The organism is Erythrobacter sp. S158 (assembly GCF_057364915.1).
This window is the reverse complement of sequence record NZ_CP200279.1, coordinates 2,280,004-2,305,111: the sequence shown is the minus strand read 5'-3', so window position 1 is coordinate 2,305,111 and position 25,108 is coordinate 2,280,004. Positions and strand designations below refer to the sequence as shown.

The window sequence follows — 25,108 nt, the reverse complement described above, 5'->3', positions numbered from 1 at the left end:
CCTGTGTTATTGATGTTTTTCGCGTTTCGGGCGTTTTACAAGGTTCTGAGTGGGGTTACAGTGGGGCGCGAAATACGGTCGCCAGAATCATCAATTTCATCTATACCCCACTTATTCCCCACTAGCCTCAGGCACTCAAGCTTGGTTTGTGGGGTTGGAGTAAGAGTAAATGAAACCGGCTAAATCTGACACGCCTCGAGCCAAGCCAGTAGGAAGGCCGCGCCGCTATGCGATGTTCGAAAAATTCGAAGCTGGCCTGCCCAAGAAAACAGGAAAGCGGGCCGCCTACTGTGATGGCATCGGGATTTATCGAGGGGCGAGAGACGATACTGTTTGGGTCAAAGTACGCCTGCCGCGTGGAGGCACTTATAAGGGGCGCTCAATCCCTCCAGGAGGCTCAGTTGAGCACAAGTTGGGTCGCAGAGCATCATGGGATTGGGAAGGCCTAGTGCGTGAACGTGATCGACTACAAGGCCTTGCAGATCGTGGAGAGCCACTAGAGCCAGAAGAGGTTCCCACGTTTGCTCAATATGCTCAGCAATGGTTAGATCGAAAGGAGCCTTCGCTTCGCAGCTTTGGAGTCACTCAGGGCAATGTGAAGTCTGCGCTTAATCCGACATTCGGCAAGCGAGCGATCAATGCGATCACCCCAAGCCATGTGAATAACTGGATTGCTCAGCAATTGAAGGAACTCAAGCCTTCGTCCGTTCAGCGACAACTTAACACCTTCAAGGCTATCTTGAACGATGCGATCCGCAACGGAGTGATTGACCGCAATCCAGCCGATAATGCCGATAAGATCAAAGGGATTGAGGCAAGGGGGAGGTTTGTCACTGCCGATGAGTGGAAGGTCATTCTCGAAACGGCAGAGGCGATTGAAGCCAAGCAGGAAGACCAAAAGGAAGCAAAGCCTCACCAGATCAGAGGTTGGCTCACGCTGTTTGTTAAATGGGCCTATGAATTGGGAATGCGTCGAGCGGAAATCCTAGACCTTACATGGCACAATGTCCGGAAAGGCGAAAACCAAACGCTTGTGGAGGTCGTAAACACGAAAACGGACAAGCCGCGCTTTGTCACCTGCACTCCCGAAATGGTTTCCATTCTCTCACAGCTAGAGGCGCTTGAGCGTGACGAGGGCGACGAGAGATTGTTTCCTGTGTCTATGACAACCCTCAAACGGTCGTTGACGTGTCTCTGGAGGTCTACGGGACTGAAGAACGTGAGGTTGCACGATCTTCGTAGGACTCATGCTACTGTTTTAATGGAAATGGGTATCGATCCTCGCACGGTCGCGGGTCGGCTGGGTCACTCTGACCTCACAATGCTGGCTAGGCATTACGCGGTTTATCGTGGGGATGCGGAAGCAGCAAAGGCCTTTGGGAAATCCAAACCGGATGAGTGAGTATCTCTGGGGAACACTACCTGAACAAAGTTGACCCGATGTCATGTGGCAATGCATGAAAGACTACGGTGCGGCGACGGCTTGTCGCAATTTATGACTTCTGGAAGGACTGGCATTTGAGTTTGAGCGTGGTCGATTTGTACGCGGGAGCCGGCGGTTTATCGCTTGGGTTTGTGCAGTCCGGCTTCAGTGTCGTAAAAGCCGTCGAGATCGATGGCTGGGCAGCCCAATCGTACCGTGAGAATCTTGGAGATCACTTGCTTGAAGGCAGCGTGGCAGATTTTGTCGCATCTGACGCAAGGCAATACACTGATGTTGACGTGGTTATTGGAGGCCCCCCATGTCAGGGGTTTTCTATAAGCGCCCGATCTCGATTGGCTCCAACTGGCGACGAAAGAAATGATGAGGTTAGAAATTTCGTATCAGCTGTGAAGCTAATGAAGCCTAAGTACGTTGTTTTTGAGAACGTCCCCCAGTTTGATACGTTCTCCGACATCGATGGGAATAGCTATAGCGAGTTCCTCAGAATTTCCTTGGAGAGCCTAGGGTATAACTTTACCTCAAGTGTCGTCGATGCGACTGCCTTTGGCGTTCCCCAAAACAGGAGGCGTTACATCGCGGTTGGCGCTCTCTTCAGCTTGAGTGACGCCTCGTTTTCCCAAAGCGATTTCTCCTTGATCCCTGTCGGGTCAAGGAACCGGCCCATCTCATCTTGGGAAGCCATATCCGATCTTCCGATTGTAGAGCCTAGACAGTTGGCAGAGGATGCGATCCAAAGTTACTGCGGTCCGCCCCACAATGCGTACCAGAGGGAAATGCGTCGAGGCAGCGAAGCAATCCACAATCACATCCCTATGCGGCACACGCCAAGGCTGGTGGAGAGATTTAAGAAAATTAGGCCCGGTGAGAACGGCGCAGATGTTTGGTCGGAAGCCGCACCTCGAAAGCGCAGCGATGGCGGTTCAAAAGGAACTAGATTTGATCAGAACCATCGTAGAATGTTGGCGAACAGGCCTTCGCCGACGATAACCGCCCACATGTACTCAACATGCCTACATCCTTATCAGCACCGAAATATCACTGTTAGAGAGGCCGCTCGGCTCCAGTCATTTCCGGATGCTTTCCGTTTCTTCGGGAAACGAACTACGCTTTCGAAGAAATTGCTCGAGCGGAAGGGGTTGCATAAGGACGCGAAACTAAGCCAGCTAAACCAAGTAGGAAACGCAGTGCCTCCAAAAATTGGGCGGGCGATCGCCAATCTTTTGTTCAGGCTTGAAGGAATGAAAATTGCTGACTGCGCTTGATCTTTTTGCCGGGGCTGGAGGTTTTTCGCTCGGGTTCCAACAGGCAGGTATAGAGGTTGTCGGGGCCATCGAGTTGGATCGCTTCGCTTCGGAAACATACAGAAAGAATCATCTGGAGACGAGGCTTCTAGAGTGCGACGTTAGAGGTACAAGCGAAGCTGAAATCAAGCAGCTCTTTGGTGGTGTGGATGTAATCTTCGGAGGCCCGCCATGCCAAGGATTTTCTGTCGCTGGTCCTGCTCAATACAAGCGATCAGATGAAAGAAATCACCTGATCTTCGAGTTTGAAAGATATGCAAGAGTTTTGAGGCCGAGGTTTGTTGTTGTCGAAAATGTGAAAGGCATTCTGAACGGGCGTCTTGGTGTGAAACGAGGCGCGCTAGCTGCTCTGGCTGAAGCCCTTTCGGATCTAGGCTACCACTGTGAAGTAGCGTTAGTCAGGGCAAGTGACTTTTCCGTTCCACAAACACGCGAAAGGGTCTTTCTGATTGCTGATCGAGATAAGGGGCCCTCTGAATTTGGTGCGGTGCTCGCAAATCGGAAGTGTCCCGATAAGATCTCATCTTGGGAAGCACTTTCAGACCTTCCGGTGCTTGGGTCTGGTGAAGGATGTGAATCCGGGCAAGCTTACAGTCAGGATCCGGTGAACCGATATCAAGAATTTGCTCGGAAAGAGTCCTTTGCTGTCCATAATCATGTAGCGATGAAGCATACGAAACGTATACTCGAGCGGCTAAAGGTCATCGCGCCTGGTCAATCGCTCAAGGATGTCGGGGCGGAACACGGGCAGCGAAAGAGAAACTCGCAAGATGTAGATGTGACGAAGCGCTACAAAATGAACTGCTTCAGAATTGACCCGAATGCGCCATCAATTACGCTCCCAGCAAACTTCCAGACTATTCATGTGCACCCCTTCCAGAATCGAATGCTTACGGCTCGAGAGGGGGCAAGGCTGCAGTCGTTTCCCGATAGCTACATCTTTTTCGGCCCCCGAACTCTTATGAGCAGGAAGCTACTTGAACGAGAGGGACGACATGATGAGATCGGACTCTCACAGTACAATCAAATAGGCAACGCGGTAGCTCCAAGAGTTGCCTCGGCTATTGCAGCAGCGCTGCTAGAAGCGACCACTCAAAAGGCCCAAGCCAGTGCAGCCGAGTTTGCTTGAACAGATTGAAATTCGGAAGCTCGACGGAGCATCCCCACATTGTAACAATCTCATACACCAGTTCTCGTCAAAAAGTGCAGCGCACGGGAAGTCTGCAGCAGCATTGGCCACATTGACTCCGATGTTTGTGCGTCTCTGCGATCATGTCGACGGCGTGGTTCTAGATGATGATGACTTCTTCAAGGCTGCGGCATCACTCTTGGACGACTACATGGCGGAGATTCGAAAGGTGGCTAGCGGCGTCTTTGCGAGCCAGTCGGACTTCATAACCAGCGTGATTCCTGAGTTTTTTCTGAGAATGTTCCACGTGCTCTGCAAAGAGCATGACCAGCTTTTCGCATCTGGCCAACGAGACATAGCTATCGATCTTGCCTTCGATACTAGGATGCCTTCGCTGTTAATTCCGAAAATGCAAAGAGTCGATCTGGCGGTAGGATATGCGACGAGCCTCGCTGTAGCTGAACATCCTAGCACTCCCCTATTCATTCCGATCATTGCTGCCGAAGCGAAGACTTACTTCGATAAGAACATGATCTCGGGAGTCGACTTTTCAGCAGCTGCCATCAAGAGCACCTTTCCCCACTGTCGTTACCTGGCGCTCAGTGAGTTTGCCGACTTCAATCTCGAAGCGTTGAGCTATGCATCCAGTGCAATCGACGAAATCTATATTCTTCGCCAACAGAAGCGTGCCGAGTTTAGGAAATCCAAGATCGCGAAGCCGACATCCTGGAAGAACATAAGAGAGATAATGATAGGCGCTAAACAGACAATTGAGCTTTGTGCCAAAGAGCGTTCATCTTTGCATGATCGACTAGCGACTGGGCGACTTATCCTTGACGCTTAAGCAGAGAAGGCAACACGCATGATCAGTTGCGGGGCGATTGTGGACATTGAAACGCTTCCTCACGGAAGCTTGCTGAAACGAAAGGCTAAAGAAAAGCCTGCGTTGCAGCCCGCTAAAGAAGCCTATGCAAAATTTGTCGAGGTCGTGCGATCTATCAGCATCACGGATGAGACTTCAGTTCAGACGCTAGTGGAAGCCTTCAATCAGTATCGGCATGATGCGATTCCGATATTCGAGTCAGGCAAGAATGTCCCGCAAGAGAACCTTCGCTCTACTATGATGGAGGAGCTCTACGCGTGGTTATTCAAAGATATATTCAAGATCGTCGACATGAGTCAGCCGAGCAATTTCAGGCTAGGCAAATCGACCAGTAGTTATGTTTCGCTGACCTTCTCGCCTCACAGTTTTGGCACGATCTTTCAGGATCCAAATCCTAGAATTGCCAAGAAAGACCAAGACTTTGCTATAGGCGCAGCATTCCAACTCACTATCAATCCAGAGGGTGAGGGGGCGGCGCTAAAAAGTAACATTCTGATCCCGATTGTAGCGATCGAGTGCAAGACATACCTAGCGAAGAATCATCTGGATATGTGCGCTTCGACGGCTTCTAGCATCAAGACCGCCGCTCCTTATTGCATGTACATCGTGTCAGCGGAGTTCATCAAGATGGACAAGGGAGTCTTCCCGGAACTTACCGATATCGCTGAAATTTTTGTTTTATGCCGTGCTAAGAATGGTGATCGTAAGAAACGAAAGGAAGCTGGCCTCCCGCCTCATGATATTCACGCGGATTTAATGTGTGATCTATTCAACAAAGTCATCGGCCATCTCCGTTCAACTTGGTGGGATCCCGAGTCAGCTCTCAAGTCTGGGCGAGTAATACAGCGGCCATTTTAGATAAAAAACTTGTCACTGAGTGGTCAGCGACATGTTGCGAGTCGCGAGTTTCTAAAACTTGAAACGAAATAAAGGACTTTACGTCTTGTATAGTCTTGCTAACCTTTAGTGCTGCATTAGTTGTCCCGAAACAGAGTTAACGAGATTGACGTAGAACGATCAATCTGACATTTCCGGATATGAGGCGTAACTGCTTTGCGGCGAGGTCTCACAAATTTTGGCGAAGCGTGAAATCAAATCACGCGTAACTACTCAAGAACATGGAAAGTCGTCCACCTACGGGGTTCGCCTGTAGCGATGATCGCGGCTGTCCGAGTTTTGAGAACTAAAATGGAAGCTGTTTTTTATACTGATAAGGATATTGCACGTCGTTTAAATCTGTCCCCCTCTTGGGTGCGTGGTCAGCGCCACAAACGCAGGAACGGACAACCTCACATTCTGAACCTAGACCCTCGTTACATTGGGTCGTGCCCTCGATACGTTGCTGAAGAAGTAGAAGCCTTCATATCTGCAATCGTTGAGGGTGAGCAGGCGGGCAATGCGTGATGAGAAGCGCGTTTCACCCGTTGCCGCCAAACCACTCCCCAAGCGAGCCTCTACAGGTCGTCTAGATTTATTATCGGAGTGGCCGACAAAAGGAACGTGGTTCAGATCAGATATTGATCTGAGAGAACCAGAAGGCAGTGAACTAACCAGTACCCTCTTGGCTCAGATCTCAAGCGTCGAAACTAGGGCCAAGGCGCTTAGGCCTAATGACGCGTCAAATCGGGCGGAGTTGGTGAGACGGGTAGCTGCCAATGCCATATCTTGTCATGCTCATCGTGTCAGTCCCCACGTCGCATACATGGCTAAATCCTCCGCCTATGGTTTGGAGCCGACTTGGTTGAATGGTGCTGCAATGCGCCGCACTATCGGGTTTCTAGAAAAGTGCGGGCTGGTTGAAGTTTGGCCCGGTATCCAAGGAAGAGCTTCATCGATCTATGCGCCTTCCAGAGCCTTTCTGAAGCTCTTCGGCGAGCACAGCGTCAGTAGACACTCATTAATCGAGAATATGCCTTCAGAACGGCTCGTACGGCTCCGGAAGACCAATCGTGAAGGGCCGGAGATACTGTTTCCTGATACCGTGGAAACGGTCGACTGGATCAAGAAACTTCGAGCCTATAATAGCTTCGTTGAAGCGCATGATCTGGCGATGAATATGCCGGATCATTGCGTTGCTGAATGGCTCAAGAAGTTGAACGATCGAGATAGCTTGAAAGGCCTGCCTTTTCGCTACCCCGAGCTCTTTCGCACTAACCTATTCCGCACCTTCAATAATGGCTCATTCGAGCATGGAGGGCGATTGTACGGAGCTTGGTGGACTAACGCTCCTCGTAACATTCGTCGAAGCATAAGGATTAATGGAAAAGACACTGTTGAGCATGACTACTCCGGCCACGCAGTCCGAATGCTCTATCATGAAGCGGGTTTGGACTATGAGGGTGATCCCTATTTCATTGCACCACTCTGGGAGCATGCTGCTGACAGTGGGTTGCCCGAGGACCACTATCGAGAGGCAGTGAAGGCGCTCACGCAGGCCTTAATCAACGGGCGTAGTGATGGTTGTCCGGAAAGGGCAAGGATTGAAGGGTTCTCATTCAAGCCGTTCAAGCGTGTCGAAATTCGAGAAATGATTGAGGATAAGCACTCAAAGATTGCAGACTCATTCGCAAGTGGCTCTGGCATTCGTCTCCAGAGGAAAGATTCAGATTTAGCTCTCTCCATAATCACTAATCTGATGAATCAAGGGGTCTTGGCTCTACCCGTTCATGACTCTTTCTTGGTTACGTGTGACGAAGAGAATAAACTGACTAAGGAAATGGTCTCTTGTTATCTCGACTCTTTTGGACACTACCCTCTGATAAAGAAGGAGAAATAGTGAATCAAATCCAAGGAAATCTTCATTAAAGAGAGGCCATAAGTTCTGTGTCGCGGGTACAATTAGGGGCGAGTTGGCGACCGACCCAGTACACAGAGTCAGGCGATAGGCGCGACCGGTTGCCCAGGACGGCTTTCATAAAATTTGATCTTCTCGGTTATCTCGTGGTTTGCTCGTCATCTTCATCTTCCCCCAAGAGTGTTTGGTGAACCCGCTCAGCCAAGAAGTAGAGACCTTGGATGGTGCAAAGAACCACGCTGAAAGTGATGAGAGAAACGCAGAAAACGAAGCCTAACTCTAGCCAAGTGTAGAAGCTAGGTGAGGAAGCCAATCCAATTTCTACGCTCGGGACCAACAAGGAGCCGACAACGCAAACTCCGAAGCCCAAGAACGACAAAGCGGTGAGATAGGAAAATAAGTAGCAGAGAAATACACGAAAGGTGATTGGTACTCGCGAGGTATCCCGGTTTGCAGAGATCGTAGCGGTCGTGTGCGGCATATCTTTGTCGAGATCGCCGCCCTGAAAGGCTACAATGGCGGCCAAGGCAGCAATGTAAAAGCCGGGGAGTGTCGCAAACAGCTGCGCCAGAAAGGCCGTGAGTGATCCGCTGCCGACAGTGTTGAGGCCAGAGGGTAAGTAGTAGGCAGCCACAGTAGAGAACGCCGCCAGTGAAATTGGCCCCCAAACCCGGTAAATGCCTAAGCTAGGTCCATCGACGCCAAGATAGGCGAGGGGACGAGTAAGTTGGTAAAGGAAGCTCAAGAGCGTCCCTTCACGAGCGCATCAATCATGCGGCTTTCCAGATGAGGCACAATCTTATCGACCGCACTGGTAGCAATAGGCGGCGTGATCCCGCCAAAGTGTTTCGTTTTCACATAGGCCTTACCAATTAGCGTGCCCTTGGTTGTATCGAGATCCACATGGGTTGATTTGCCTCCCGTTTCTGGTTGGAAGCTAATGCGCACCTGAGAGTAATCCCCAGATTGGGATTTCACCGCCTGAAGAATTGTTGCTAGGACTTTTCCGTTCTTCGGTGTCCGCAACATTTTGACCTTCATTGTCTTCTCGACACCAGAAAAGTATTTGCCTTGCCCCAATGGCTTTGCAGTGTCCGGCTCGACCAGAGTGAGGCCATGGATTGTTCCATTTTCGAGATCGCTCTTCAGCGACGATGAAGCATGGCCGTGAAAGTCGATGTGTGGCACGTAAGCAATCTTCTTTTTTGATCCGCCCGGGCGCTTGTAGAGAAAGTGGTTTTCCTCCTGACAAAGCAACCTGATCGCAGTGTTTAGCACGGAGCGGATGCGATGAACTGGAAAATTTGGAACGTCCTCAATGAGGCACAGATAGACGTTTTCGCCGCTTTTTTCCGGAGATAGAGATATAGCCACGTGGGTGCTCAGCCCGCCTCCTTCGGTCTTCTGTTTCTTAAAGTCTCGCTTTGTCCGGGCAGCGTGGTCGAGATAGCGTGTATCTGGCGCGTTCTTGTCGGCGGACTCAATGAGAAGCGTCAGAGTCTGGTGTGCCTTGTCGAGGTTTGCCTGCTTAATGATGTAAGTGATGGCTCCCTTCTCAAACTCCTTGAGCGGGAAGTCCTCATCGTCAGCAGCCTTTTGAAGCAGCTCAGCTATTCGTTCCATCTTTGGGAAAGGAGCATGCTTTGCCCGACGTTCAACGTGTGCGTCAAAAAACAAAACGTCACGGGATTGTCTAGAATAACCCAAAAAGCTCACTCCTGTATTTCGACGAGAAATAGAGGCGAGAAGGGAAGTGAGCAAGTTCAGTGCACTACGATGGCACAGGTATTACAAATGCATGGATTTGCGTTTAGGAGGCATTACAGGCCTAAGTATTCCTTTGATATGCGTCTGATAGCCAGCGTGGCCATGCCGCGCGATGGTGGCGGTCATATCGGCATCAGTGTAAGAAGCCCTGTCACATCAGAGTTACCTGAGTGCATCTGTTCAATGTCCATAAGAGCCATTGGCTTTGCCTCTGATTTTTTTGCAATTTTTGTCTCGCCAAGGAGGCTGCTCCTCACACCCCGAACGTGAGGAATGATCCACGCCCCCCACCCCCTTCGCTCAAAACGCCAGAGGGGGTTTCAAGGTCAATTAGTGGGGATGTGGTGGGGTGCACTTGAAGAGAGTGGCTAACTTCAGTCTAAGTAATTGAAAATAATGGTGGGCGCGGCAAGGATTGAACTTGCGACCCCACCCGTGTGAAGGGCTGGCTATCCAGTCCCGCGCAATCTATACCGTCTAAAGAAGTCTAGTATTTTCGGGGGTTTGTAGCTATTTCGCTCCGAGGGCGTCTGAGCGGGTCCGGCCCAAACCGGACTGTTTGGCTACCCCGAGGCTACCCCCGACGGAGATTTAGGCTATGGTGACTGTGACGAGCGAAGCGACGGTAGGGCACAAGCCCGGTCGCGAGAGATTGACGGACAAGAGGCTCGAGAAGCTGAAGGCACCGGAGGGCAAAAGGCTCGAGATAGCCGACACCATCGTGTGGGAGCTCCGGGTCCGCGTCGGCAAGAGCGGCAAGAAGAGTTGGTCGATCCTTTACCGTGTCGCGGGACCCGACGGGAAGCGAGGCAAGATGAAGCGGCTAAGCCTCGGCACATACCCGGCGGTAACGTTGACGGAGGCCCGAGAGAAGGCGCGCAAGGCATTGGAGGCGGCGGACCAGAAGGTCGATCCGGCTGACGAGAGGGCGCTCGAGCTCGAGAAGCGCGCCAACAGGACCTTCGACGTCGTCCTTGAGCGCTACGTGGAACTGCACGTGAAGGTGAACACCCGAGATGGGCAACGCGCGAAGGAGCGCGAGGAGCTTGCCCAAAGGGAGGCGGAGGAGAAGGGTACGAAGCCGCGCCCGGTCGGCAAGTGTCCGGCTGAGCGATTGCTGACTGAGCACGTTCTCCCGCGATGGAGCGGGAGACTTCTCGAAACGATCCGTCGAACCGAGGTGATGGAATTGCTCGACGAGGTCGTGCTTGAGAGTGGCGCGAACGTCGCACGCGAGGTCCGGAAGCATCTTGTTGGTCTCTTTAGTTGGGCAATCGACCGGGGCCTAATCGACATAAGTCCCGCAGCCGGGATCAAGCGGAAGGACCTGCGATACGAGGCTCGAAAGCGCGTCCTGTCGATGGACGAACTCCGGCGGGTCTGGGACGCGGCTGGCGATATGAAATACCCCTTCGGCCCGTGGGTCCGGCTCCTAATCCTGACGGGGCAACGCAAAAGCGAGATTGCTGGACTGCGTCGAGAGTGGTTCGACGACGACCTCGACCGTGTTTTCGTGGTCCCCGCCGATGTCTATAAGACGGGTATCGACCACGCTGTGCCTCTGTCCGCTACTGCTTGGGCTATCGTTTCCGAACTGCCGCGCTGGAACGAGGGGACCTGTCTTCTCTCCGGGACCGGCGGTCGTCGTCCGATAAGCGGCTTCTCGAAGGCGGAGGCGCGTTTGCGCATAAAGATTGCCGAGCTCGAAGCTGCGAAGGGGCTGGAGCCAATGCTGCACTTCGAGATGCACGACATTCGCCGGTCGGTGACCTCGCATCTAATCCGTCTCGGGGTCCGGGAGGAGCACGTCGAGCGCGTCCTTGGGCACAAGATTAAGGGGGTGGCCGCGACCTATAACCAGCACGATTACTTGCCCGAGAAACGGGCCGCTCTCGAGAAGTGGGGCAAGCTATGGAACTGACGCCGGAGGAGCGCGGTAGGATTGAGGCCATCCGCGACGAGATTGGGCCGGGACACTCTTATCTGGTGCATGGCTTCCGGGGCGAGTTCGCTTCGAAAGACGAAGCCAAGGCAGAGCGGCGAAAGATCGCGAGCGCGGCCCAGAGCTGGGACAAGCTCGACCATCGGACCCGCACACTCGTCCGAACGCTCTTGGCTCACGAGATGCTCGACAAGCTCGCCGCCGGATCGAACGAGGAGCTCGCTGCCGCCACGCGCGCGATGGACGACGAGCAGCGGGTACGGACAGTTGCTGAGATATCTGAGGACGCGGTGTTCGAGAAAGCCGTCGACGGGCGCTTCGAACTGTCTGACGGCTTTGTTGACGAGAGCGTGAAGCACGATTGGAAGGACGGTTTGTGCGCAAAGGCCCTGAACGAGCTCGAAGAGAGAAAGAGCGTCGATGAATTGATTGCAGAACGACGACAACGCAGGCTCGATCCCGCGACGATATTGGCTCAATGCGGTGAACTGCTCTTGCTGCCCAACGGGGCAATCGAGGAGATACCGAACCTGCGCAAGGTCGTGTGCGAGCTCTACGTAATCTGGCGACGCGACCAACTCCCCGGCACGGCGAACCTGCCCAAGGAGGCCATTGAAGCGGTCGCGAACGAAGTCCGGCAGCTGTACGGCTTGCCGCCCGACGAGGCGCAGCGCCGGAGCCGGAATGCCCTCTTCGAGCTCGACCGGAACGACGACCTCCCGCGCGGGTAAGGGGACGCTTTTCGTCCCTTTACCCTAAGTCCGTAGAGGTCGGACGAGCAATCGCCGAAGAGCGTCTCCGTACCCGCTGGAACGGGTTAGGAATGCAGAGGACGGCGCGATGCCCCAACACAAAAGAGAGCCCTCCGAGGAGGAGGCGAAGCCGACGGTCGACAGGACCGTGATCGACGTTCGCGGCGTGAGGGAGATGACGACCCTCGGACGCTCGACGATTTACGCTCTTGCGAAGAAGGGCGAGTTCCCGAAGCCGAAGCCTATCGGTCCGAACCGCGTCGTGTGGCTGAAGTCCGAAGTGCAGGCATGGATCGACGCGAAGCTCGCCGAGGCGGACGCCGCGTAGCAAAAGGGCCGTCCGGGTAACCAGTCCGAACGGCCCTCCAGTGATTGGCACGAAAGGCAGGAGACCTCCCGTGAGTGGAGATATACTCGACGGCGCAGCCGAAACGAAGGCCAACGGATTGAGCGGACCGGAAGCCGCCGCAGCATTCGCTGAGTGGCTGGGGCATACCCCGATTGCGGTTACGACGATTGTGCCGGACCTGAGAGGCGGGACCCCGACGTTCTATCTCGATAAACCCGAGGAGGTCGCGAACTTCGTTGGCGAGTGGTCCGGCAAGCGAAACATCTACTATACCCACGCTCGGCTACGTGAGCGTTCCGGCGAGAAGCCGAAGAAGGCGCATCTGGCGGGGACCGAGTTCGTGCAGGCCGACCTCGACCCGCCGAAAGACACCATGTCGCGCGAGGAGATCGGGGCTTGGATTGACGAGACAATAGGCGGGCTTGAGGAGCTCTGTCGCAAGAACGAGATGCCGTCGCCTAGCGCCGTGATACGGTCGGGGAACGGCTTGAATCTCCTCTGGCGGCTCGACGAGTTCTTCGAGTTTGGCGACCCTGCCAATGCTGCGGAGCGCACGAAGCGGATTGAGCTGATCGAAGCCCATACGCGCGGCATCCGCGTGAAGCTGAATGCTGACAAAGGCACCCAGAATATCGACCGCATCCTCCGCCTGCCTGGTGGCGACAATCTGCCCACCAAGACGAAGCGCAAGATCGGTCGCGTTCGGTGCGAGACGAGCATCGTCTACTTGAATGGCACAACGCACGCGCTGGACGCCTTCCCGCAGGTCTGGGAGGAGGAAAGCCCGGTCGAGGGCAAGAGCGCTGATACTGAAGCGGAGCCGGTCTCGCTCGAGCGGGTTGTGCCGATCCGGATGACGGACTTGTCCGAGCTCGAGCAGTACGAGCTAAAACCCGATGTGCCGATGCTGATCGCGCAAGGGCGAGACCGCGACAGGCCAGAACGGTTTGCCTCTCGGTCCGAAGCCGTTTTTGCCGTGACTTGTGCGCTCGTCCGCGCCGGGGTCCCGCCAGCGATGATCGTCGGCATTCTAGTCGATCCCGACTTCGGGATATCAGCGCACGTCCGCGACCAGAGCCAGAGCGAAAGTGGACGCATTCGGTATGCGTGGGACCAAGTCGAGAACGCGGCGAAGAAGGTTGCGCAGGATGAGGACAGCTTCGCCACGAGCAATGAGGGAAAGATATACGCCAACCACCAAGGAAATATCCGGCTGGCATTTAGAAAGCTGGGGGTCGAGCTCCGGCACGACACGTTCGCGGATCGCTCGGCTATCGAAGGGCTCGAGGGACACGGCCCGCACCTCGATGACGCAGCACTTACCCGGCTCTGGCTCGAGATTGACGAGCGCTTCCGCTTCCGCCCGCAAATTGAGTTTTTTACGAAAGTGTTGATGGACACCGCGCGCAACGCGCCATTCCATCCTGTGTGTGACTATCTCGACGGCTTGAAGTGGGACCGCGTTCTCCGGCTCGACACTTGGCTCTCAGAATACGGCGGGGCGGAGAACAATGATTATACGCGCGCCGTCGGAGCTCTGCCTTTGCTAGCGGCGGTGCGGCGGGTTCGGCGACCCGGCTCGAAATTCGACGAGATGCTAACGCTCGAAAGCGAGCAGGGGACGAACAAGTCCTCCGCGCTGCGGGTTCTTGCGGTACGCGACGAGCAATTTGGCGATGACCTTCCGCTGAATGCGGACGGCAAGAAGGTTATCGAGCAGACCGCCGGCAAGTGGATTATCGAGGCTGGCGAATTGAAGGGAATGCGCAAGGGAGAAGTCGAGCACCTGAAGGCGTTCCTCTCCCGGCAGGACGACACGGCGCGACTGTCCTATGCCCGTCTGCCCGTGATCGTGCCGCGCCAGTTCGTGGTGATCGGTACGACCAACAGCGAGCGCTATCTCCGAGACCTTACCGGCAACAGGCGGTTCTGGCCTGTTCGGGTGGGTAGTTTCGACCTCGAGGCACTGAAGCGCGACCGGGACCAAATATGGGCGGAAGCAGCGGCCCGTGAGGCTGAAGGCGCGAGTATCCGACTGGATCCATCGCTGTACGCGGCAGCCGGTGTCGAACAAGAAGCGCGCCGGGTCGAAGACCCCTTTGTTGAGTCGTTAGCAGCAGCTCTCGGTGATCGTGTTGGGAAGGTTCGAGCGGTCGACGTATGGCGGTTGCTAGGGGTCCCGGCTGGACAGCAAACTCAAGATCAAAACGCTCGCCTTGGTGATGCTATGCGCGAGCTCGGTTGGGAGCGAAAACGGCGGCGGTTTGGCGGTAAGAAGCCCGAATACGGGTATGTGAAGGGATCGAAACTGAAGCAGCAGCAAGCGCTTACAGTCTCGCTCGGCGCGGCTGGTTGGTTCGTCGACCGGCCGGAGCCGGAGCCGGAAAGCGGCGGCGATGATCTTCCCTACTGAGCCGTTCCCCCCGACGTTCCGGCCCTGTTGTCGAAGAGGGGGAACGGCATTTGCCCAGCAATACTTGGCTAAATGGCGGGGCGTTCCCACCCGTACCCCCCGTTCCGCCCCTCGCTCTATAACTCCCTACGCAGGCCCAAGGCGGAGCTCTATCCCGCTCTCCCCTTTTCCTCTTTTGTCGAAGAGAGGGGGAACGGGGGGAACGGTACTCGAGAGTGGCGGAAAAGCTGGCGCGAGAGCGTTCCCCCAAGGGGGAACGGTGAGGGGGAACGGGCCGGAACGGTGTCGGTCGCATCTCGTTTGGGCTTCGGGCCACCAGCCGTTCGGACCGTGCGGCCTTCGCGCGGGCGCGCGCGGATCGGGACAGGCAAAACTCGGAGCTGACCCTCTATCGGGGCGAGGTCTTCGACGACGAAGCCAACACTTCCATAGTCTGGAGCGCTTTCATTTGAGAGGGGTAGCTCGAGGGGTAGCGAATATCCCTCTCGCTGGGAGAGGAGGTGACAGAGACTCCCTCTGCCACTCAACCGTCGATTACCTGAGTGCTTCGATAAGCACGACGGCAACGATCAATAAGGTAACAATTGTCATCACTTCCTCCTTCGAAATTAGGGGGTTGGAAATTCACCCCTTGGTATATCTATTTATACGTCGAGACGTCCCAACCGCCGGGTCTTCCGAAGTTTTTTCGCATCAACGATCCGCCGTTCGCTCTCGAACGGTCCCCAGCTACCGTTTCGGCATGAAGTTGACCGAACGCCGCAAGAAGCTCTTCCTCGCCGAACTTGCCCGCCACGGCATTGTCGTGCGCGCCGCCCGTGCGGTGAGCCCTCGCGCCTCGAGTCAATTTGGGGCGAAGCAGACCTTCGCAGATGAACGCAACAGGGACCCCGAGTTCGCGGCGCAATGGGACGAGGCCATCGCCGCTGCGGAAGCCAGCATAGAAGCCGAGATTTACCGCCGTGCGCAGGAGGGGTGGGAGGAGCCCATCTTCGGTGGCCAATATCGTGAGAAGATTGTCGGATCGGTGCGCAAGTATTCTGACCGGCTGCTCGAGCTGCGCGCCCGCGCAATGCTGCCAGCCTATCGTGAGACGCAAGCCATCTCGGTGAACAAGAAAGTGACGCACGAGGTCGACACCGGCGTCCTCGGAGACGCCGTAGCTAAGGTTGCAATGCAGATGGTGCAAAGCCGCCGCGACCTGCCTGCTCCAGCCAAGGTGATCGACCATGACGCGTGACGAAGCGCTCGACGAGCTCGCCTTCGCAGTGAGCTACCGGCTTATGACTCCGGACGAGCGCCGCGCGCTGCGGATCGAGCTCGTGAAGGATATGGGTCAGAAAGCACCGCCAACGCCCGACCTCGCTACCCTCTGGGACGAGGACCAGTTGATCCGTGGTCTTCGCCTACCGCGCACTCTCTATGACCAGTGCATCCTCGACCGCGCCCGAGACGAGGCTGTCCGCCCGATGTTCGACGAGCACTTCTGGCGACTGCGTCAAAGCGACCTTGAGGGCGCGGGCTTCGATCCTAAGGAGGCGCGCGATGTGATCGCTTCGCTGCGCCTATCCTTGGGCAACAACCGACCCCCTGACCACATAGGAGACCCCGATGGGACTATTGACCAAGAAGCCGCCTGAGTCCCCAGCACAGGCTCAGGCGGCCACCGATCCACTGCGAGAGGCGGCCAACGTGAAGATCGAAGCCGCAAAGCGTCTCGACGCTGCCGTTATCGAGGTGGAAGCATCTATCACTGCACTTCTGGCAGCCGAGGATAACTTCGTCGCTAAAGCACGCAAAGCGAACCCCGGCCTCTCCGGTATCTCTGGCAGCGTCCGGCGATTGCTGCGCACCCTCCTTCTCGGGCAGATGCAAGCATCGGCTCCGCAGCTGATCAAATTCTTGGACCTCCCATACATTCCGGCTCGTGGACGAGGGCCCATAGCCGCAAGCGTCGAACGAACCACCGAAAATGAGCTCCACAATTACTCAAGCGATGAGGAGCAAGCGCGATGAAGAAGGTGATCATTCGAGACCTCACGGTGCGGGAGGTGTCGACCGTAGACCGGCCCGCACAGCGGGGCGCGGTTGCCGTCATTACGAAACGCGCCGAAAGCGACATTTGCAAGAACGCCGCTGAGTTGGCGCGCGGAGAAGCTGAGCCTTTGTTCGGGGCCAGCGATTACAGCGACGCGATCATGGCGCGAGCCGAGGAGCTTGGAGAGAAGCATGGTTGCAGTGCCAGCGAGGCGCTCTTGCGGCATTCCGGTTCCGATCCAGTGACAATCCAACTGGCAAAGGCAGAGCGCGCTGCAGAGTTCGAAGCTAGGTCCAAGAGGCACGCCTCCCGGCTTGGTAAGGTCGACTGGAAGCCCATTGAAATGGATGGCGAGGAACCGCTGCACGAAAGATGGTGCTTGAAGTGCGGCGGCATGTTTATGGCTGCCCAAGCGGATCAAACAACGTGTGAGGGGCGCAATTGCGTTAAGAGCTCGTGAGCTTCGATCCCGAGGCCGTCGCTGACGCTTACCCGGCGATGTTCGACGAACGGACCCGCGCCGCGCATATCGCGACGCTTTCCTTCGCTCGCGCTACGGAGCCGACCGGTTGGCCGACTATCCCGATGGTCCGCAAATTTGCGAAGCTCTTCGCCGTCCCGGCGTCCGAGCTCGGTGCCTTCTTTGGGCTGATGTGCCGGATCGAGAGTGGCCGTGAGCTTTGGGTCGATGTCCTTCGATCCGCGCCGGGGGCGCACGAGGCCCGACGATTGATGACTAGTGCGCAGGCGCGCGCCTTCGGCTTTATGCTGATGGCGCGGACGAATTAGCCGATGCCCTATCCGGCATACCTACCTTCGCCCAATCGGACTGATGCGGATGGCAATCTCCGGCGCACCACCCGGCGCAATTGCCTTTCCTGCGGCAAGGAGTTCGACAGCGAAGGACCGCACAACCGCCTTTGCGGCCAATGCCGCAAGGCAGACTTGAGCCCGTATGCGGTTTAACGGCGGGTTTGGTATCCGGGGAAATGTTCCTCTTTAGTTCCATTGCGCTCTAGGCTAGGCGGGCGACTTATGCGAAGGGGAAAGAATGCCGCAGTCTGCCGCCGCATCGACGACACACACAATCGCTTCTCGAGCGGACAAGGTCCGGCGCGAGGTCTCTCCGAGACTGGACGGTGATCGCCGTTCCGCACTTGGGCAATTCCTTACCCCGGAGCCGGTTGCGGTCGATATGGCTGCCATGTTTGGAGAGCTTCCCGAGGAAGTAAGACTTCTCGATGCAGGGGCTGGTGTGGGGTCCCTGACTGCTGCGTTCGTTACTGAGGCTCTTTCTCGCTCCGTCCCCCCTCTGTCTATCTCGGTGACGGCCTTCGAAGTCGATCCCGGTCTTGCTGAGTTGCTCGCCCAGACACTCGAGGATTGTCGGACAGCCTGCGAGGAGGCGGGGGTGAGCTTCGCATCTCGGATCGTGGAGGACGACTATATCCTTTCTTCTGCCGAGCCGCTGCTCGAGGTGATCGAGGGCTTTAACTGTGCGATCCTGAATCCGCCCTACGCAAAGATTAACAGTGCCTCCCGCTGGCGCAGTGCGCTCCGCTCTCAGGGCATTGAAACCGTGAACCTTTATTCGGCCTTCGTGGCTCTTGCGCTGAACCAACTCGCCGACGGCGGCGAGCTCGTCGCCATTACCCCCCGGTCCTTCTGTAATGGGCCGTATTACGAGCCGTTCCGTCGCCATCTGCTGGGCCTCTCGAGCCTCGAGCAGCTCTTCGTGTTTGAGTCCCGCACCAAAGCATTCAAGGACGATGCGGTACTCCAAGAGAACGTGATCTATCGTCTCCGTCGTGGCGAGGAACAGTCGACTACTGTACTCCTCGAGACCGATACGGCGGAAGGCCGCGAGGTCCCCTTCGAGGAGGTCGTTCGACCGGGCGATAAGCATTGCTTTATCCGGCTGGCACTCTCGAGCGAGGACGCGGAGCTCGCCAATCGGGTGCAGGCATTGCCCTGTTCGCTGTCTGACCTCGAGCTCAAGGTCTCGACGGGCCGCATTGTTGATTTCCGCAGGCGCGAGGAATTGCGCAAGGAACCGGGTGAGGGCAATGCGCCACTCCTATATCCTGCCCACCTTCGGGGCGGCGGAGTGCGCTGGCCGATCCCAGACTTTAAGAAGAGCAACGCTATCGCGATTTCGGAGAGGGTCGAGCGTGAGCTCGTTCCGCCGGGACGGTATCTCCTTGCCAAGCGCTTCTCGTCCAAGGAGGAAAAGAGGAGGCTCGTTGTCTCCGTCTATGACGCGCAGGTGCCTGCCGCCTTCGACAACAAGCTGAACTTCTTCCATCGCGACGGCGCAGGTCTGCCGGACGCGCTCGCCTTGGGCCTAGCCGCATTCCTTAACTCGACGGCTGTTGACGACTACTTCCGCCTCTTCTCCGGACACACGCAGGTGAACGCCACGGACCTCCGCAACCTCCATTACCCCTCGCTTGAGGACCTCGAGCGGCTAGGCCGCATCGCGCCGATTGGACAGGAGGCGATTGACGAGTCGGTCGCGACCATTCTCTAGCCCTTGAGCAGGAGCTGCTTCGCCGGGTCCTCTCGTATCCAGATGAACGTCTCAACCGCGATGTTACGCTGCTTAGCTTGTCGAGCTGCCGCCTCTCGCCACGTCCGATAAGCAGTCGTGAAGCCGACTTCGGCCTTCCGACAGCGCTGGGCGAACGCCACCATTCCCTTGACCTTGTGAGCATCGACTTCTCCGTCGCTGGTGACGGCTTCGATTACCCAAAGAGCATCCCTTTCTGGATGCCAAAGCAGTACGTCCGGCATCGGGTCCTCGAGCGTGAGCACGGCCCCGGCAGCCTCCATCTTGGCTCGCTCCTCGTCGCTGATCCTGTCCCCGTCGCTGTCGTCCACATATAGGACCTCGTACCCCTCGAGGAAGCGCGGTGCATAGTGTTCGACGCAATCTCGAATGAGAGCGGCGTGGCCGGTATCCGAGGCCTTCTTTGCTGCCTCGGCCATCTTTGCCTGAAAGGCTAGTCGCTCTCGCGCAGCGTCTTGGGCAGACCACTCCGCGAGCATCTCCTGCCATTCACCGCCCGGCGCTGTGAGTATTTCCCGGAACGCCTCCTCGAGCCGATACGATGAGTTGGGACTCTTCGCCTTAGTGTGACCCGGAACAAACTCGTTCTTCTCGAGAGTGACGGCCTCGATACCCCCTAGATCGCGGAGCGGCTTGATCCAGTAGTCGCGCCCTTCTCGGTCGAGTTTCGTTCCGCCGCGTTGGAGAATGCCGATGTGGCAGGCAAGGTGTGCAGTCGAGGCTCCGTCCGCTATTGTCGCTCCGGCTGGGGGCTTAGGGAACCAGCTAGGGGTCTCGTTATCGAGAAGCGCAAACACCGCATCCACGAGGTCATTGTTGCCGTGGAGGTCTATCTGAGTAAGGACTTGTCGAATCTTGTCCTTTGAGACTCCTTGATGCTCGCCGGGAATCGGTTTCTGTCCTTCGTCCAGTAAGTCTTGTCTTAGCTGTCGTACTTTTCCGTCTAGATTAGCCATACGGTCCCGCGCTGTTGTCCAATATTGACCGAATGGCACATTGATTATGGTCTTGCTAGCTTTTGGAACAAGACGTCGGTGCCTAACAACAGGGCACGTACTTCTCGGGTGATGATGAAAGTCAGTACGCCGTCTGACTTCAGAACAGTTACGGGAATGGCTTTGACTCGAAAGCAAATACGAGTCAGCTAATGGTCCGTGTTCAAGAAAATAGTCATACACAATGTGGGCGTACTTAAGGCGTTCAACGCGGGTTCGTCGCCCGAGCTTTCGCAGCTTTCACTTTTCTACGCTCGAAACGGACGAGGGAAATCCACTCTGACCGCCGTACTACGCGCGGCGCGCACCCGAAGCTCTAGCGCAATCCTCGCAAGGCGCTCCTTGGGCAATAATGCAGCGGCCCCGGAAGTCGTCTTGGTCTCGGACGGTGGTAATCGACAGTTCAAAGACGGAGCTTGGAAGAGCGAGCGCGCTCCAATCGAGGTGTTCGATCAGGAATTCATTGCGGACAATGTCTTCGCTGGCGAAATGACGAACCTCGAGCAGGATCGCGGGTTATTCTCGATTATCGTGGGTGAAGAAGGAGTCCGCCTGAATCGCCTCCTCGAGCGCTTCAAGGATCATGCCAAGAAGAGCGCCGCGACGCTGAAGACTGCGGAGGCGGCGCTGGAAGACGATCTCCCAACCGACATGACCCGAGAGGAGTTTTTTGCCCAAAGTGCGAATCCGGCTCTCGCACAAAAGTTGGAAAAGGCAGAGAAGGGGCTGCGCGCGGTCCGGGAGGCGGACAAGATCGCGGCACTGGAGGGTCTCTCGAAGGTCGAGGTCCCGGCGCTGCCTGGGAGCCTCGAACACGTCCTTGCCGCCACCGTCCCCGATATCGAAAGCTCCGCGCGCGACAAGCTCATGGAGCACTTCAAGCACTTCAAACTCGGGAAGCTGGGTGAGGAATGGATCGGCTTCGGTATGGAGCACATGGCGGAAGGCGACTGTCCGTTTTGCGCCCGCCCTAATGCGGACGAACTCGGGATGGTAACGCTCTACGGACAGATATTCGGTGAAGAATACAAAGCGCACTTGGGCACCATCTCAACAACGCTCAAGGAGGTCGAGGACGCGCTGAACGAAGATGCGCGAACCGAGGTCTTTAAGGCTGTTGAAGCCAACCTAAAGGCCTCGAAGGTATGGGCGAATTACGGAAAATTCGAGACCGACCTGCCAGATTGCGATGCCCTAGCGACAGACCTTCGGGAAGCCTACGAGGCGGCCAAAGGACTGTTGGACAAGAAGCGGGCCGCTCCGCTTGAGGCTGTTGAGGAGGAGCAAGAGCTCCAGCGCGCGATAGATGCGATCGCGCGGGCCGAAGCGACGCTAACCTCGTACAATGAAGCGGTCGATGCGTGGAACGAGGAAACTAAGGCCGTTCAATCGAAGTCCACCGGTTCGGAAGAGAGCGCGATGCTAGCCGTCAAGAACGAGAAGCGTCGTATCGCAAGGACACAGGACGATGGCGTCCAACGGAGAATTGAGAGTTACTTGTCTGCGTCGAGGCGTGACAAGCGGGCCAAAAACGCCCGACAGGTCACTCAGCAGCGTCTCAAGGACGCAAACGAGGCGGCGGCTGACCACTACCACGAACGGGTCAATTACTATCTCGGGCGGTTCGGTGTCTCAGCCCAGATAACTCGCCCCACAAGCAGTATGGCCGGAAACGCCGGTTCCGCGGACTACTCGCTCGTCATTCGCGGCGAAGAGATTGCACGTCAGCGCGGGCGCGTCGCGGACGCGATACCGCACTTTCGGAACACGCTATCGAGCGGAGACAAGACGACGCTAGCGCTCGCCTTCTTCCTCGCGAAGCTCGACCACGACGGCGAGCTAGATAAAAAGGTCGTCGTCTTCGACGACCCGCTCGCCAGTCACGACAGTCACCGACGTGGGAAAACCGTCGAGGCGGTGAAGGAACTCACCGGGCGCTGCGCCCAACTGATTCTCCTCTCGCACGACGAGTACTTTCTTCGGGAGATCGAGAAGCGCTGCGCAGGAGTGACGAGCGCGACCTACCAGATGGAGTATGCGGACGGAGACGAATGGAGCGCCGCGAAGCACGTCCAACTGGTTGACCTATGTAAGTCGGACCACGCAAAGCGGCTCGACAAGCTCATTGCCTACGCGGACAATCGTACAGGGGACCCCGACGACATCGTCCTCCATGTCCGGCAGGTTCTCGAGACCCACTTCCGCCGGTCCTTCACCGCATATTTTCCACACAATCGAAATCTAGGCCAGATCGTTCGGGACATCGACGACTACTCGGGGGTGCATCCCTGCGCCGGGGTCAGGGACCGACTTGACACGCTGAACTCGTCTACTTGCGACAATCACCATGGCGACGACGCGGACGTGATTCCGAAGAAGGGTGTCGATCCGGACGAGCTCAAAGTGATAGTGACCGACGCCCTCGAGGTCATCGGCGCTAGGGAGCCATTGAGCCCGCCTTCGCCCGCGCGGCCCGTACCGTCGGTCACGACCTTTTGAGATTTTTCCACCGGGGAGCGGCGCTACCCCGGGCGATACCCCGGGAAGAATAGGGTAGCCGTTTTATCGGTTAAGTCACTGAAAATATGGTGGGCGCGGCAAGGATTGAACTTGCGACCCCACCCGTGTGAAGGGTGTGCTCTACCACTGAGCTACGCGCCCGTCCGTGCTTGAGCGGGCTGGTGAAACCGCTTGGACAGGGGCGGGCGTTTACTGTGGCGCAGGCGCTATTGCAAGCTTCACTTTGGCGCGCTTCGGCCTGCCGACCCTAGCGGCCCAGCCACGCTCCAACGAGCTCAAACAAGCTGCCTCGCTCGCGCAATGTCATGGGCCGCGCTTCGCTCGGGCATTCGAGGCAATAGGCTTGTACGCCTCGTGTCCCGGCAAGCAGCTGAGCATCGCGCGTGATCTGGCTCAAAAGCGCCTCACGCTGCTGTGCGGCGAGCGAGAATAGATCGCCCGAGCCGAAATTCGCTGCAGGCGCTGACGTGTCGGTCATCAGCTGGCGAATGAGGGAATCGTAGCTGGCTTCCTGCGAGCCGAGGAAACGCGCGCTCCACGATCCTTCTTCCAGTTCGGCTTTCTCGGCCACCCAGTTTATCGCGTCCTGAAGCCCGCCGAACTGGTCGACGAGACCAAGCTGGCGCGCAGTGCCGCCGTCCCAAACCCGGCCCTGCGCCATGGTATCGACCTGCTCGACAGTCAGTCCGCGCGCTTCGGCTACGCGGGTGAGGAAGTCGTTGTAAGTATCCGTAACGCCCGCTTGAAGGATCGCATCGACCTCGGATGAGAGGCCAGCGATGATGTCGGGCTGACCCGACAGCGGCGTGGTGCGAAAACCTTCTGCATTGACACCGATCTCTGCGGCTGCGTCCTCGAAGGTCGGGATAACGGCGAAGACACCGATGGAACCAGTGATCGTCTCGGGCTGCGCGAAGATACGGTCGCTCGACGTTGCGACCCAGTAGCCACCGCTCGCAGCGACGTTGCCGAAGGACACGGCGACGGGGATGTCCTTGTCACGGAAACGCTGAACCGCGCGGCGGATTTCTTCGGACGCGAGGACCGAGCCACCGGGCGAATTCACCCGCAACACAAGACCCTTGATATCGTCCTTGGCGAGCGCTTCGTTGAGAAGACCCGAAATCCGAGCGCCGCCTGCTGCGCCGGGGCCTGCGTCGCCATCAACGATGGTCCCTGCGACGGTCACGACCGCGATCTCTCCGCTCGAGCCGCCATTGCCGATATCGGCAAGGAAGGGGCGAAGGTCACTCTTGGCATACGTGCCCGGTTTCTTGGTCGAGGTATCTTCGCCGACGATCTCCGCAACGCGGGTGCCGAACTCGACGGAGTCCCCGAGGTTGTCGACCAGCCCCGCTTCGAGAGCAGCTTCGGCAAGGTCACCTGACGATGCTTCAATCCACGCGACAGGATCGCCAATGACACGCTCGAGGTCGAGCGAGGGGCGGGCCTTCTTCACGTTTGCCTGCCATTCTTCCCACAGCGCGCCGTAAAGCGCCTCGCGGTTGTCGCGTGCTGCGTCGGAAGGGCCATTGAGGATGTAGGGTTCGACCGCCGACTTGAACTCGCCCACGCGATAGACGCGGGTGTTGATGCTGAGCTTGTCGAGCAATTCTGCGTAATAGAGGTTTGCGCCGCCCGGACCTGCGATGATCGCCCCGCCCAGCGGATCGGCCCACACTTCGCTCGCATGCGCTGCAAGGTGCATGTGGTCATCGCCATAAGCGACCGCGTAAGTGAGCACGGGTTTGTCTGCTTTGCGCACGCGGTCCATCGCTTCGCCGATAGCTTGCATGTGCACCTGACCGCCGCCGACGAAGGCGCTCATGTCCATAACGACCGCCTTGATGCGATCATCGCCCGCTGCTGCGTCGAGTGCACGGACAAGGTCGCGCGCCTGCAGTTCTACAGGCGGCGCACGGCCACTGAGTAACGTTGCCACGGGATCGACCGCAGCACGTTCCTCGACGACGTATCCTGACATGTCGATGTAAAGCGCGCCTTCGCGCACCTGGCCGGGATTGGGAGTGGCCGACAGGATGCTGAAGAGGGCGAGGAAGAACAGCAGGAGGAACACGATGACCATCGCGTCCTTGATCCCGACGATGACTTTCCATGCCTTGCCGATAAAGCTCATTGCGTCTGCGTTTCCCTGTCTTGAGTGTCCCAGTTACGACTGAGGTAGGCTGGATGGACGCAAAGTTCCATGGGG

21 protein-coding genes and 2 tRNA genes are annotated in these 25,108 nt (G+C 56.9%); 17 read left to right on the top strand and 6 right to left on the bottom strand.

Going from position 1 to position 25,108, the window contains the following annotated elements:
* Positions 1 to 169: 169 nt before the first annotated feature.
* From AC0V6T_RS11315 to AC0V6T_RS11290, 6 genes are all read left to right on the top strand, one after another.
* The gene (locus tag AC0V6T_RS11315; protein WP_486126949.1) at positions 170 to 1,402 is read left to right on the top strand and encodes a tyrosine-type recombinase/integrase; all 1,233 of its coding nucleotides are present in this window, start codon (positions 170 to 172) and stop codon (positions 1,400 to 1,402) included.
* 128 nt (positions 1,403 to 1,530) lie between these two features.
* Positions 1,531 to 2,706 (top strand): DNA cytosine methyltransferase, encoded by a 1,176-nt coding sequence (locus AC0V6T_RS11310; RefSeq protein ID WP_486128580.1) that lies wholly within the window; start codon positions 1,531 to 1,533, stop codon positions 2,704 to 2,706.
* The gene (locus AC0V6T_RS11305; RefSeq protein WP_486126947.1) at positions 2,690 to 3,874 is read left to right on the top strand and encodes a DNA cytosine methyltransferase; all 1,185 of its coding nucleotides are present in this window, start codon (positions 2,690 to 2,692) and stop codon (positions 3,872 to 3,874) included. Before AC0V6T_RS11310 ends, AC0V6T_RS11305 begins: the two co-directional genes overlap by 17 nt.
* Complete coding sequence (locus tag AC0V6T_RS11300) at positions 3,867 to 4,718, top strand: Bpu10I family restriction endonuclease (RefSeq protein WP_486126945.1); 852 nt, start codon at positions 3,867 to 3,869, stop codon at positions 4,716 to 4,718. Before AC0V6T_RS11305 ends, AC0V6T_RS11300 begins: the two co-directional genes overlap by 8 nt.
* A gap of 18 nt (positions 4,719 to 4,736) precedes the next feature.
* Positions 4,737 to 5,615: a Bpu10I family restriction endonuclease gene (locus AC0V6T_RS11295; RefSeq protein ID WP_486126943.1), complete on the top strand. Its 879-nt coding sequence runs from the start codon at positions 4,737 to 4,739 to the stop codon at positions 5,613 to 5,615.
* A gap of 844 nt (positions 5,616 to 6,459) precedes the next feature.
* Positions 6,460 to 7,533: a hypothetical protein gene (locus tag AC0V6T_RS11290; RefSeq protein WP_486126941.1), complete on the top strand. Its 1,074-nt coding sequence runs from the start codon at positions 6,460 to 6,462 to the stop codon at positions 7,531 to 7,533.
* Positions 7,534 to 7,690: 157 nt separating this feature from the next.
* On the opposite strand, the gene AC0V6T_RS11285 is transcribed toward AC0V6T_RS11290, so the two are convergent.
* The 3 genes from AC0V6T_RS11285 to AC0V6T_RS11275 all read right to left on the bottom strand — a co-directional run bounded on the left by AC0V6T_RS11285 (position 7,691) and on the right by AC0V6T_RS11275 (position 9,783).
* Positions 7,691 to 8,296, bottom strand: coding sequence for a hypothetical protein (locus tag AC0V6T_RS11285; protein ID WP_486126939.1), 606 nt, complete (start codon positions 8,294 to 8,296; stop codon positions 7,691 to 7,693).
* On the bottom strand, positions 8,293 to 9,312 hold the full coding sequence (locus tag AC0V6T_RS11280; protein WP_486126937.1) for a hypothetical protein: 1,020 nt from the start codon (positions 9,310 to 9,312) through the stop codon (positions 8,293 to 8,295). The genes AC0V6T_RS11285 and AC0V6T_RS11280 overlap by 4 nt, the downstream gene beginning before the upstream one ends.
* A 403-nt stretch (positions 9,313 to 9,715) precedes the next feature.
* Positions 9,716 to 9,783 (bottom strand) — tRNA-OTHER (locus AC0V6T_RS11275).
* A 133-nt stretch (positions 9,784 to 9,916) separates the two neighbouring features.
* Here AC0V6T_RS11275 and AC0V6T_RS11270 point away from each other — a divergent pair.
* The 10 genes from AC0V6T_RS11270 (at position 9,917) to AC0V6T_RS11225 (ending at position 19,342) form a co-directional block, all read left to right on the top strand.
* Positions 9,917 to 11,239 carry a tyrosine-type recombinase/integrase gene (locus tag AC0V6T_RS11270; RefSeq protein ID WP_486126935.1) on the top strand — a complete coding sequence of 441 codons (1,323 nt, stop codon included), beginning with the start codon at positions 9,917 to 9,919 and terminating at the stop codon, positions 11,237 to 11,239.
* On the top strand, positions 11,230 to 11,991 hold the full coding sequence (locus tag AC0V6T_RS11265; RefSeq protein ID WP_486126933.1) for a hypothetical protein: 762 nt from the start codon (positions 11,230 to 11,232) through the stop codon (positions 11,989 to 11,991). Before AC0V6T_RS11270 ends, AC0V6T_RS11265 begins: the two co-directional genes overlap by 10 nt.
* 109 nt (positions 11,992 to 12,100) lie before the next feature.
* Positions 12,101 to 12,340: a helix-turn-helix transcriptional regulator gene (locus tag AC0V6T_RS11260; protein ID WP_486126931.1), complete on the top strand. Its 240-nt coding sequence runs from the start codon at positions 12,101 to 12,103 to the stop codon at positions 12,338 to 12,340.
* A gap of 70 nt (positions 12,341 to 12,410) precedes the next feature.
* The gene (locus AC0V6T_RS11255) at positions 12,411 to 14,774 is read left to right on the top strand and encodes a virulence-associated E family protein (RefSeq protein ID WP_486126929.1); all 2,364 of its coding nucleotides are present in this window, start codon (positions 12,411 to 12,413) and stop codon (positions 14,772 to 14,774) included.
* 742 nt (positions 14,775 to 15,516) lie between these two features.
* Positions 15,517 to 16,014: a hypothetical protein gene (locus AC0V6T_RS11250; RefSeq protein WP_486126927.1), complete on the top strand. Its 498-nt coding sequence runs from the start codon at positions 15,517 to 15,519 to the stop codon at positions 16,012 to 16,014.
* Positions 16,004 to 16,414 carry a hypothetical protein gene (locus tag AC0V6T_RS11245; protein ID WP_486126925.1) on the top strand — a complete coding sequence of 137 codons (411 nt, stop codon included), beginning with the start codon at positions 16,004 to 16,006 and terminating at the stop codon, positions 16,412 to 16,414. Before AC0V6T_RS11250 ends, AC0V6T_RS11245 begins: the two co-directional genes overlap by 11 nt.
* Positions 16,386 to 16,790: a hypothetical protein gene (locus tag AC0V6T_RS11240; RefSeq protein WP_486126923.1), complete on the top strand. Its 405-nt coding sequence runs from the start codon at positions 16,386 to 16,388 to the stop codon at positions 16,788 to 16,790. Before AC0V6T_RS11245 ends, AC0V6T_RS11240 begins: the two co-directional genes overlap by 29 nt.
* A complete protein-coding gene (locus tag AC0V6T_RS11235) occupies positions 16,787 to 17,272 on the top strand; it encodes a hypothetical protein (RefSeq protein ID WP_486126921.1) in 486 nt (161 codons plus the stop codon). The genes AC0V6T_RS11240 and AC0V6T_RS11235 overlap by 4 nt, the downstream gene beginning before the upstream one ends.
* A complete protein-coding gene (locus tag AC0V6T_RS11230) occupies positions 17,269 to 17,601 on the top strand; it encodes a hypothetical protein (protein ID WP_486126919.1) in 333 nt (110 codons plus the stop codon). The genes AC0V6T_RS11235 and AC0V6T_RS11230 overlap by 4 nt, the downstream gene beginning before the upstream one ends.
* A 262-nt stretch (positions 17,602 to 17,863) precedes the next feature.
* Positions 17,864 to 19,342, top strand: coding sequence for an Eco57I restriction-modification methylase domain-containing protein (locus AC0V6T_RS11225; protein WP_486126917.1), 1,479 nt, complete (start codon positions 17,864 to 17,866; stop codon positions 19,340 to 19,342).
* On the opposite strand, the gene AC0V6T_RS11220 is transcribed toward AC0V6T_RS11225, so the two are convergent.
* Entirely contained in the window at positions 19,339 to 20,337 is a 999-nt protein-coding gene (locus tag AC0V6T_RS11220) for a BsuBI/PstI family type II restriction endonuclease (protein ID WP_486126915.1), read from the bottom strand. The two genes, AC0V6T_RS11225 and AC0V6T_RS11220, sit on opposite strands and share 4 nt — an antisense overlap.
* Positions 20,338 to 20,865: 528 nt before the next feature.
* Here AC0V6T_RS11220 and AC0V6T_RS11215 point away from each other — a divergent pair.
* Entirely contained in the window at positions 20,866 to 22,875 is a 2,010-nt protein-coding gene (locus tag AC0V6T_RS11215; protein WP_486126913.1) for an AAA family ATPase, read from the top strand.
* Between the two features lie 87 nt (positions 22,876 to 22,962).
* On the opposite strand, the gene AC0V6T_RS11210 is transcribed toward AC0V6T_RS11215, so the two are convergent.
* A tRNA-Val gene (locus AC0V6T_RS11210) sits at positions 22,963 to 23,037 on the bottom strand.
* Positions 23,038 to 23,143: 106 nt separating this feature from the next.
* The gene (gene sppA, locus AC0V6T_RS11205; RefSeq protein WP_486126911.1) at positions 23,144 to 25,033 is read right to left on the bottom strand and encodes a signal peptide peptidase SppA; all 1,890 of its coding nucleotides are present in this window, start codon (positions 25,031 to 25,033) and stop codon (positions 23,144 to 23,146) included.
* Positions 25,034 to 25,108 lie beyond the last annotated feature (75 nt).